At 30.1% G+C, this 9,580-nt stretch carries 10 protein-coding genes; 5 read left to right on the plus strand and 5 right to left on the minus strand.

The genetic code is table 11. From position 1 onward, the window contains the following. Positions 1 to 192 precede the first annotated feature (192 nt). From pyrH to ACR0QS_RS07665, 5 genes are all read left to right on the plus strand, one after another. Positions 193 to 897, plus strand: coding sequence for a UMP kinase (pyrH, locus tag ACR0QS_RS07645; protein ID WP_432632848.1), 705 nt, complete (start codon positions 193 to 195; stop codon positions 895 to 897). Between the two features lie 299 nt (positions 898 to 1,196). Continuing rightward, entirely contained in the window at positions 1,197 to 1,403 is a 207-nt protein-coding gene (locus ACR0QS_RS07650; protein WP_432632849.1) for a hypothetical protein, read from the plus strand. Beyond that, positions 1,396 to 1,638: a hypothetical protein gene (locus tag ACR0QS_RS07655; protein ID WP_432632850.1), complete on the plus strand. Its 243-nt coding sequence runs from the start codon at positions 1,396 to 1,398 to the stop codon at positions 1,636 to 1,638. Before ACR0QS_RS07650 ends, ACR0QS_RS07655 begins: the two co-directional genes overlap by 8 nt. A gap of 2 nt (positions 1,639 to 1,640) precedes the next feature. Then, positions 1,641 to 1,931 (plus strand): hypothetical protein, encoded by a 291-nt coding sequence (locus ACR0QS_RS07660; protein WP_432632851.1) that lies wholly within the window; start codon positions 1,641 to 1,643, stop codon positions 1,929 to 1,931. Positions 1,932 to 1,956: 25 nt separating this feature from the next. Next, a complete protein-coding gene (locus ACR0QS_RS07665) occupies positions 1,957 to 2,199 on the plus strand; it encodes a hypothetical protein (RefSeq protein ID WP_432632852.1) in 243 nt (80 codons plus the stop codon). A gap of 342 nt (positions 2,200 to 2,541) precedes the next feature. Here the strand turns inward: ACR0QS_RS07665 and ACR0QS_RS07670 are convergent, their stop codons facing one another. From ACR0QS_RS07670 to ACR0QS_RS07690, 5 genes are all read right to left on the minus strand, one after another. Further along, positions 2,542 to 3,963, minus strand: a complete 1,422-nt coding sequence (locus tag ACR0QS_RS07670; protein WP_432632853.1) for a VWA domain-containing protein — start codon at positions 3,961 to 3,963, stop codon at positions 2,542 to 2,544. Beyond that, positions 3,950 to 5,527, minus strand: coding sequence for an AAA family ATPase (locus tag ACR0QS_RS07675; RefSeq protein ID WP_432632854.1), 1,578 nt, complete (start codon positions 5,525 to 5,527; stop codon positions 3,950 to 3,952). Before ACR0QS_RS07675 ends, ACR0QS_RS07670 begins: the two co-directional genes overlap by 14 nt. A gap of 812 nt (positions 5,528 to 6,339) precedes the next feature. Further along, complete coding sequence (locus ACR0QS_RS07680; protein WP_432632855.1) at positions 6,340 to 8,544, minus strand: methyl-accepting chemotaxis protein; 2,205 nt, start codon at positions 8,542 to 8,544, stop codon at positions 6,340 to 6,342. A gap of 130 nt (positions 8,545 to 8,674) precedes the next feature. Then, a complete protein-coding gene (gene tsaB / locus ACR0QS_RS07685) occupies positions 8,675 to 9,373 on the minus strand; it encodes a tRNA (adenosine(37)-N6)-threonylcarbamoyltransferase complex dimerization subunit type 1 TsaB (protein WP_432632856.1) in 699 nt (232 codons plus the stop codon). Next, on the minus strand, positions 9,370 to 9,580 hold a 211-nt coding region (locus ACR0QS_RS07690), incomplete at its 5' end, for a DUF327 family protein (protein ID WP_432632857.1). The genes ACR0QS_RS07690 and tsaB, both read right to left, overlap by 4 nt.

Consider the following 9,580-nt stretch of genomic DNA (forward strand, 5'->3'; position numbering starts at 1 on the left):
GATAATTATAATGATTTTTTAAAATTATATACCAAAAATCTTGTAGAGGATTCTAAAATATCCTCTGAAATAAATTCGGAGCATATAAATTTATGGCATGATATTTTAAAAGAAAATAATATTTAAATAATATAGCTATATTGTTAATGATAAAAAATATAATATAATACATTTTTAAGAGGTTAAAATACAATGAAAAAAACCGTTTTATTAAAAATTTCAGGCGAGGCTTTGCTCGGACAAAAAGATTACGGAATAGACAATAATGTAGTAGACAGAATAGCTTTGGAAATGAAAGAAGCTGGAAACGACACTCAAATTGCGGTTGTAGTCGGCGGCGGAAATATATTCAGGGGAATGCAGCTTTCCAATAAAACGGGAATGATTAGAGCGACTGCGGACTCGATGGGAATGCTTGCCACTATAATGAACGCTATTGCCTTGAAAGACAGATTCATGGCGGCGGGAACTCCGACTCAAATACTTTCGGCATTTAATATCGAAGGCATGATTGAAGGATTTGAAAGAGATAAAGCGATAAGAATATTGGAGAGGGGAAATGTTTTGATAATAGCTGGCGGAACTTCAAACCCTTATTTTACCACCGACAGCACGGCAATTTTAAGGGCTTTGGAAATAGGCGCTTCAATTGTATTGAAAGGAACTAATGTTGACGGCGTTTACGATAAGGACCCGAAAACCAACGAAGACGCTAAAATGTATAAAGAAATTACTTTCAGAGAGGCTTTGAATAAAAATTTGCGAGTTATGGATATGACGGCTTTCGCAATGGCTAACGATAACAATATGCCGATAAGAGTTTTCAATATGAATAAAATGGGAAATATCACAAAAGCGATTTCGGGGGAAAATATAGGAACTTATGTGCATAATTGATTAAATATATAATAAAAAAGTTTTAGTTTATGAAGTCTAACATTAGAAAAACCAAAGATATAAACTAAATAAGAAGCGAACTTGAAGCTAAATACGGGAAAGAAAAATTAAAAGAAAATATTCTAAAATCCTATAATAAACAATATAAAGATAAAGGAATTTCTTTTGAAAAAGCGGAAGAGAATATGCTCCGTTTTATGTATAAGTTTATTAATGATGTCCGCCCTTGAAAAAATCCAAATAATGTATATACTATATATGTATAGAGTATAAGACAATATGTCTGCGGGAGCTAAAAAATGAAACTTGATATTGATAAACTCGAAGCAAAATTAATCGAACGCTACGGCAAGGAAAAATGGGAGAAAAAACTTGACGATTTTTATCAAAAATACCATAGTAAAAATTACGAAAATGCAAGGAGGACGCTAATTTTAGGATTATCAAAATTCATTGCCGAGTCAACGCCGAGCCGAATAATTAAAGACGGAGTAAAAAATGACTGAAAAAGAAAAACAACAATTAGAAAAAGATATTGAAGACGGCAAAGTTGATATAGACGATTTATACGAAAAATATCAATGCTATTTGCCGTATTTACCTACACAGGAAGCAATAGAGAGGCGAGAGGGTAGAAAGTTTACAGATGAAGAATGGAATAAATGGGTAGAAGAAGCTGAAATAAATTTTTTAGACATGCAGGTTAATTTTGACACTAACAGTATAATTAAGGAGAATTAAAAATGCTTGAATTCGTAAAAAAAGACAAATTAGATACTGTTTGCGAAAAAATCAAAAGTATATATATTAAAAAGACTGGCAAGGAAAAAACAAAGTTTTTGGATAATTTCGTTGAAAGATATAAAGATAACGAAATGGTTTACGGCAACGATTTTTATAAAAGCAAGCCCGAGCTTATGTATATAGACGCAATGTTTTTTTGGTTGTCGCATAATAATTTTGCGGGTTCTATCACAAGCGGTGACGATACTTTGGAAGTAGTAGATATAAAAGAATATGAAGCGGAGGATTAAGCATTTTTATTCAATTAAAAATAACTTGACAATAATAACAATAATTACTATAATAATAATTACTAATATTTTTAAGGAGACAAAAATGGAATATAAAAGCAATAATAAAACTCCGAAGCCGATAGAAAAAGAGGAAGAAAACAAATTCGGTAAGCTACCTCCCGAATTAGAAAAATTGGAGAAAGAGTGGACGGTAGAAGATACTATGGCAGCATGCCCATCTTTGACAAGAGAAGAGGCGGAAAGGGCTTGGCGGATGGGTTGGTAAAAAATTTAATTTAAATATATTTTGCATATTTTGATAAAAACTATAAAATGAAAGTTTAAATAAACTTTAAATTTGCAATTAATTTAATTTAATAGTGTAATTAAAGTTAAAATATTCATTAAAAAAATCAAGGAGAACTTTTTCTCCGCCTTTATCGGTAAAGAAATACCGAACAAAACAATCATTCGCCAAAGGCGGGCAGTCGCTAAGTGCTTTAAAAGGTTTATTCTTAATAAGAATATTATAACAGAATAATTTTATTTGTCAAAATGTTTAATTAATAATTTTTGTAAAACCTCACACAGAAGGATAGAATGACATAAAAAATAATAAGAATTTGAATTAATAAATATTCTTCAATCCGCTGTCAATATCGAATATCCAATGTTTATTAAATACTTTTCTGTAGGAATAGCCGAAAGGAAATTTACCGATTGAAACGGCAAAAAATTTATTTCCTTTTGATTTTTGTTTTTCGCATAAATCGATTAAATTGTAAGGCATATCTTCCATCATAAAATCGGACAATACCAAAACATCCGCGTTTCTGAAATCGTCCGTATTCATGATTCTGTTTGACTCGTCAAGCGCTTTATAAATATCAGAACCGCCATGATAACTTAATTTAAGAAAATTTATAAGTTCGTTAAGTCCGTCATATTTTGAAAATTTATAAGAGTAAATTTCCACGCTGAAATTTATTAAATAAATATTTCTGTTTTCGGATAAAGCCTGCATAACGATTTTTAGCATTGTAGCTTTTGCAATATATTCGTTTATTCCTTTCATTGAACCGCTTGTATCGATGCAGATTATTACGGGACCTTTTCCGTCAATATAACCCGCTTTAATTTTCTGTTTTTCTTTTTCGTTAAAAATATAAGAATCTTTATCGAAACACATTAATCTGTTTTCGATATATTTTAATTTAAATAATTTTTCAAAATCTTTATCGCAAAGTAAAGAAAGTTCTTCGGGAACTATATTCTCAATATCTTTTGAAAAATAAATTCCGACTATTTCGTCTTTTGAAGTTATTTTTTTATTGGAATAATTATAAGAGTCTTTGAATTCTATATTATTAATTGCGTTTTCAATATCGACTCTTCTTCCCAGACTTTCGCATATTTTTTCTATGTCTTTGTAATCGTTTATAAAATCAATCCATCTTTTAAGAAGCGAAATATCCTCTTCGGACAATTCGCCGACTCTAAAATCCCAAAGAACGCCAGTTTTTATTCTTAAAATATTCGACATATATTTAAGTTTTTTTAAAAGTTTAATCCAAGATTCCATATCGACAATAAATTTATCTCGCCTGCTTTTAATAATATTCAAAGTCCAATTATTATTTTTATCGTTATAAGATTTTTCCCAAGAAGAGATAATATTCTTTTTTATTATATTCAAATTTTTATCGTTTATTCTGTCAGTCCAAAAATTAGAATCGATATTTTTATCAATTTCTTTGAAACTATTTAAATAATTAATTATTTCATTTTTATTAAAATTTTTATTTTTAATTTTTTTAAAAGCAATATCCAATTCTATTTTATTATTTTGATAAGGATTATTATTTTCTATATATTCTTTTAGTTCTTTTTTCCATTTTGAAATTTTTATTTCAAGTTCGTCTTCGAGTCTCTTATCGTCAATATTTTTAAAAGAACCGTAAAAAACTCCTCGCGCCATTTCTTCCGTTTTTTTAATTTCTTTTTTCGTAATATTATTTATATTTTCCAAAATATTTTTAAATTGTCGCATATTCCATGACTTCGCTTTTTAATTTTTCCGCGTTTAATTTTTCGCTTTCCAAATCTTCAATATGATTTTCAAACATATCGTTTATAATATTAATTTTTTCTTTGGAGATAAAAATATTTTGAGAGACGCTTTTTGTTTTTTCAAAATTATTTTTTGAATCTAAAATTATATTTTCAATTTTTGATATAATCGAATCGATAAGAATTAAATAATTATCTTTTTTTTCTTTATTTACTTTCTTTAATCCATTTTTTCTCATATAAAAGTTTGGTTCAAATTTTGTAAACGGTTCGTAATTTTTTGAAAGTTTATCCGACATTATTCCGTTCATTGAAGTAGCCGAATTGATTTCAACGGAACAAATTTCGCTTTCGTTAAAATTGCATCGAAATTTTTTTGTCGCAAATCGTCCTTGGTCTAATGGGAAAAAATAACCTTTTTTATTCATGTTTTTTAGCGGAATATAAATTATCGTATCTGCGGAATTTCCGTATTCGTCAACTTTAATATTCAAAGTTTTTGCAATATATAATTTATCGTCAATATTTTCCGTATCGTAAGTTTTCTCCAAATTATAAAATGCGTTTTCAATATCCGATTTTAAAGATTCAAAATTTTCTTTCCAATTTTCAATATCCGAATTTTTAAAACTATAAGAAATTCTAATAGCGTTTTCCACAATTTTTTTAACCGCTTCTATATGCTCTTCCAAACTCCATAAACAATTATCCAAAATCAAAGTTTCGTAAATATCGACTTCATTTTTGTCGTTCAAATACGCGGCGGTTTTCATCAAATAAGAAATATTTTGCCATCTTCTATCCGAAATATATATTGGAATGTCTTTATTGTCTTCGTTAAATTTTTCTATCGAAAGTTTTATCGTGTGAATAATATTAAGAACGATTTTTGAAATTTTTATTTTATTAATTTCTTCGCTCATTTTATTCCATTCTTCCGTTGTAATTTTTAATTTTTCGTCTATTTCCACAAAAGGATTTAAACTTGTCATCTCCAAAAGTTTTTCAAAATTATCTCTGTTTTTAAGCGGATAAACCGTAAGCCTCGTTATGAATCTATCGTATAAAGCTTCGAGTCCCTGATTTGGCGGAGGAGTTTCGTTACTTGCGGAAATCAAACCTTTAAGAGGAACTTTTATTTCGTCATAACCATTTTTAAATGTCCGCTCGTTTATAATCGTAAGCAAAGTGTTAAGTATTGCGGGAGTGCTTTTCCAAATTTCGTCTAAAAAAGCAAAATCGCTGTCGGGCAAATAGCCTTTTATTTTTCTAATATATTTATCGTTTTTAAGTTCTTCCAAACTGATTGGACCGAATATATCTTCTGGCGTGCTGAATCTTTGCATCAAATATCCGAAATATTTTGAATCTTTGAAAGCGTAGGAAACTCTTTTCGCTATAAAACTTTTAGCGGTTCCAGGCGGACCGTAAAGAAAAACGGGCTTTCCCGCGATAATGCTTAAAAAAGTCAAAGCGACAATTTCTTTTCTTTCGTATAATCCGAACGATAGTGAAGAAATTATTTTATTTATTCTATCTTTCATTAAAATCCTTTTATTAAAAAATTTAAAATTAAAAATTTTGATTAAAGAATATTTTTTATTATAACATTTTTTATTATTTAATCTATTGACAAACGTTAAAAAATTTAATATAATATTGATATAAATAATTAATTTGTGGAGGCAAAAAATGAAAAATAACAAAAATTACTGTAAATTCGTTAGTCAAGTCAAGTCAAGTCAAGTCAAGTCAAGTCAAGTGCTAAAATTATATCTTTAATCACATTATTAATATTATTATTTTCAATTAGCTGCAAATCAAAACAAGACCCAACGCCTTCTAAAGAAGACCTTGTAGGAACTTGGAAATCCGCATATGAAGACCCATATAATGGAATCAAAAATGAATTTATTCTTAATATTGACAGCGAAGGCAACCTGATTTTTAACTGCGGTTTAGCAAATGATAATTTTAATAGTTTTCATTATAATTTCGCTGGAAAACTTGCAGACACTTTTGAATATCCTTACACAATAGAATTAACTTTTACGGCTTCTTCTCTTTCTTCTATTTCTTGTTATCTTATTACTGGAATGAGTTGGAATGACAAGGTTTCAAAGGTAACGCCAGAATCTCAGATTGGAAAATTTACTTTCCATGATGCATCAACTCTTACTGCTTCCGTTCTTATGCTAGGGACTGATAGCTATGGTGGTGGAAATGTTAATTGGTATTATAAAGGCTTTATAACACTTAATTTTACAAAACAATAATCTATATAAATAAAATTGTTAAAATAAATTTTTTAAGGCATCGCGTTTAACCGCAATGCCTTTTATAATGACTTGTTTTATTAGAACGATTCAAAACCTTCCGTATTGTCTTTAGAATTATTGAAAGTAGAACCAAATTCGCTGTCTTTTGAAACTGTCAGAGTTGGCTTAGTCTCTTCATAACTCTTCTTTAACGGACTTTTTATTGGGCTTTTTACGGGAGTTTGTAAAGGGCTTTTAATCGGACTTATTATTTCTGTAGAAGGTTTAGGTCTTGGAGTAAAAGTTTTTTCCTCTTCTTCCTCTTTTTCTTTATCTTCTTCAATGCTGTCTAATTTTTTTTCTTCGTCAATACTTTTATCTTCTTTTTTTTCTTCAACTTTTTTTTCAGCGACTGTATTATTTTTAGAAAATTCATCCCCTCTTAATTTAAAGAATTGCATCGCATCCAATAATTCTTTTGCCTGAGAGAATAAAGTTTCCGAAGCGGCGGTAGATTCTTCAACCAAAGCGGCGTTTTGCTGGGTAGCCATATCCATTTGAGCGATTGCAATATTTACTTGGTCGACTCCAGCTTGCTGCTCCACCGCGGTTGAACTTAAATCTTGCATTATTTTAGCCGTTTCTTCTATTTGATTTTTCAAGTTTTGGAATATTTCTTTCGATTCTCTTGCCGTTTCTGTAGCCGTTGCCGTTTTTTCTTCCGCATCCGAAACTAAAGCCGTAATATCTTTAACGGACGCTTGAGTGTTTTGAGCCAAATTTCTAACTTCGGATGCCACAACCGCAAATCCTCTTCCTTGTTCGCCCGCTCTTGCCGCTTCGACTGCCGCATTTAACGCGAGTATGTTTGTTTGGAACGCTATTGATTCTATTATTTTTGTAATCGCGCTGATTTTTGAACTCGATTCGTAAACCGCTTCTATATTTTGAGTCGTTTCTTCTATGATTCTTCCCGCTTCTTCTATAGCGTTTCTTGAATTAATCATCATATTATTGCCTTCTACGGTATGGTCTGCGGAAGATTTAATTGTGGAAGCAATTTGTTCCATAGACGAAGCCGTTTCTTCGAGTCCAGATGCTTGACTTTCCGTTCTATCCGATAAATCCACATTTCCCTGTGCGACTTCTTCGGCGGACGATTTTACCATATCCGCGCTGTCGTAAACGATTCTAACTTTTTCATTTAAAACCCATAAAAAGTTATTTATCGCTCTAGCTATCATTCCGAATTCGTCTTTTTTATGAATAAGGAAAGGAGGAACATCCCAGCTCAAATCTCCCTGAGATAATTTGGTTAAATCTTTAGCCAAGGCGCTTAATAATTTCGTTACTTTTCCTATGTATATAAATATAAAAATTGAAGCGAGTATAAGTATCGCTATAGTTCCGATTATCGCGTATCTTACCATAGAATAAATATTTCCAAATAATTCTTTCGATTCTACGCTCATAACTATCGCCCAGTCGGATATCGGCTCTCTGTCAAAAATCGCTATAGAATCGTTTCCGTTGAAAGGAGATTTAAATTCTATAACTCCAGATTCGTTTTCTCTCGTATATTTTATATAATCTGCATCTTGTAAAACTTTGCTTCTTATATGAGACGGAACGGGGTCGGCTATAACCATTCTGTCTTTATCGACTATGAAAGGATGTCCAGAGTTTCCAAATTTTACTAATTCCAATTCTTTATCTATAAAAGAATGCCAATCGACTAAAACTCCAACCGCTCCTATTATATTTCCTAAACTATTTCTAACGGGACTGCATATTGGGATTAGCCATTTATCGTTTTCCAAAGGATAAGGAACCGCCGTATAATACATTGTGGTTTGCCCCGACATGACTTTTGTCCATAATTCCGCATCTATATTTCTAATATCGTAATTAGTGTTTAAAAATACTCCGTTTGCGCTGTCTAATATCGGATAACCTTGAGTATTGAATAATATTAAAGAATATACAACCGAATTGTTTGCCACTATATTTCTCATAACATTTTCCGCCATAACTCTCGTATCTTCGTTATTGATAGCCAAATGATTTCTTATTTCCGCAAATCCCGAAGAAATCGAATCGGATATAACTATCGCTTGATTTAACCAGACATTTATCATTCTCGAATACGCTTTGGTGGTGGATTGAAAGCCGAATATTGCGGAATTTCTTATTCCTCTCGCTCCTATATCTATTATCAATGTAACCAATATTATAGTCATTACCGTTACCAATGTCATAATAAAGAAAGGAATTTTTATTCTCAAGGATTGTAATTTTCTCATTTTAAGCTCCAATGATTTTTTTAATTAATTTATTAATTTTTATATTTTATATAATAATTTTATTTTTATCAAGTAATAGTTTATTGGTTTGATTACCGGAATATTTTTTATTAAAATTCATTTATTAAGATTAGTTTTTTTTATTTTCCGCTTCGCTCTTTCGCAAATATAACGGCGCTAAAGAAAATATATCGTCAAAATCTCCAGCTTTAAATCTGCTTTCGGATAATAGAATTGAATTTGACGCTTTTATTATATTAAAAGAATTATCCAAATTATTTATTTTAAAATTTTTTGAATTATTTTTTAAGTTTTCTAAAAAAAATTCTTTATTTTTGTAAAAACCGTCTCCGCATAAAGTGATAATTTCGTTTTTATTTGAAATCGAATCAATCAAATCAATTATTTCGTTATAAGTTAAATCCAAATTTTCTTTTATTTTTTTATCGTCTTTATAAATATTCGCATAAACGCTTCCTTTTCTTGCCTCGATTAAAGCCAATTTCAAACCGTCAAAAGATTTTATATTTTGATACAAACTCTCCAAACTCGAAATGCCGATTATTTTAATATTTTTAGCATAGCAAATACTTTTTACTGTGGCAAAAGCTATTCTAATCGAAGTGAAAGAACCCGGTCCGATTCCAAGAACTATATAATCGATATTATCCAAAGACAGTTTATTTTCTTTCAAAAAACCGTCCAAAATTGGAAGTAGTTCGCTATTATGATTTTTAACATTTTCTTTATTTATTTCGATTATGGAATCGTCCAATTTTAAAGCTATAGAAAAACTCGAGGATACTGTATCGAAAGAAAGTATATTCATGAAATTAAATTTAAAACCAATCCTTTAAGCCTCATTACTCTATTTGCAATCGCTATATGGTCTTTTTGATTTTTAATTATATCTCTGTATAAAGAATCGAGTTCTTCGTTTATTTTTGAAACCACATTATAAGTTTTTTTATTCATGCTCAAATTTCTAACTCTATAAGCGTCTTTAATCACTTTTTCCACAAGCGCTCTTATTAAA

Source organism: Brachyspira sp., from assembly GCF_050873525.1.
In the GTDB taxonomy this organism is placed as follows: domain Bacteria; phylum Spirochaetota; class Brachyspiria; order Brachyspirales; family Brachyspiraceae; genus Brachyspira.

Bases quoted from the DNA above. Each gene is read 5' to 3' on its own strand.
- pyrH (WP_432632848.1), top strand. From the start codon at position 193: ATGAAAAAAACCGTTTTATTAAAAATTTCAGGCGAGGCTTTGCTCGGA.
- ACR0QS_RS07650 (WP_432632849.1), top strand. From the start codon at position 1,197: ATGAAACTTGATATTGATAAACTCGAAGCAAAATTAATCGAACGCTAC.
- ACR0QS_RS07655 (WP_432632850.1), top strand. From the start codon at position 1,396: ATGACTGAAAAAGAAAAACAACAATTAGAAAAAGATATTGAAGACGGC.
- ACR0QS_RS07660 (WP_432632851.1), top strand. From the start codon at position 1,641: ATGCTTGAATTCGTAAAAAAAGACAAATTAGATACTGTTTGCGAAAAA.
- ACR0QS_RS07670 (WP_432632853.1), bottom strand. From the start codon at position 3,963: ATGCGACAATTTAAAAATATTTTGGAAAATATAAATAATATTACGAAA.
- ACR0QS_RS07675 (WP_432632854.1), bottom strand. From the start codon at position 5,527: ATGAAAGATAGAATAAATAAAATAATTTCTTCACTATCGTTCGGATTA.
- ACR0QS_RS07680 (WP_432632855.1), bottom strand. From the start codon at position 8,544: ATGAGAAAATTACAATCCTTGAGAATAAAAATTCCTTTCTTTATTATG.
- tsaB (WP_432632856.1), bottom strand. From the start codon at position 9,373: ATGAATATACTTTCTTTCGATACAGTATCCTCGAGTTTTTCTATAGCT.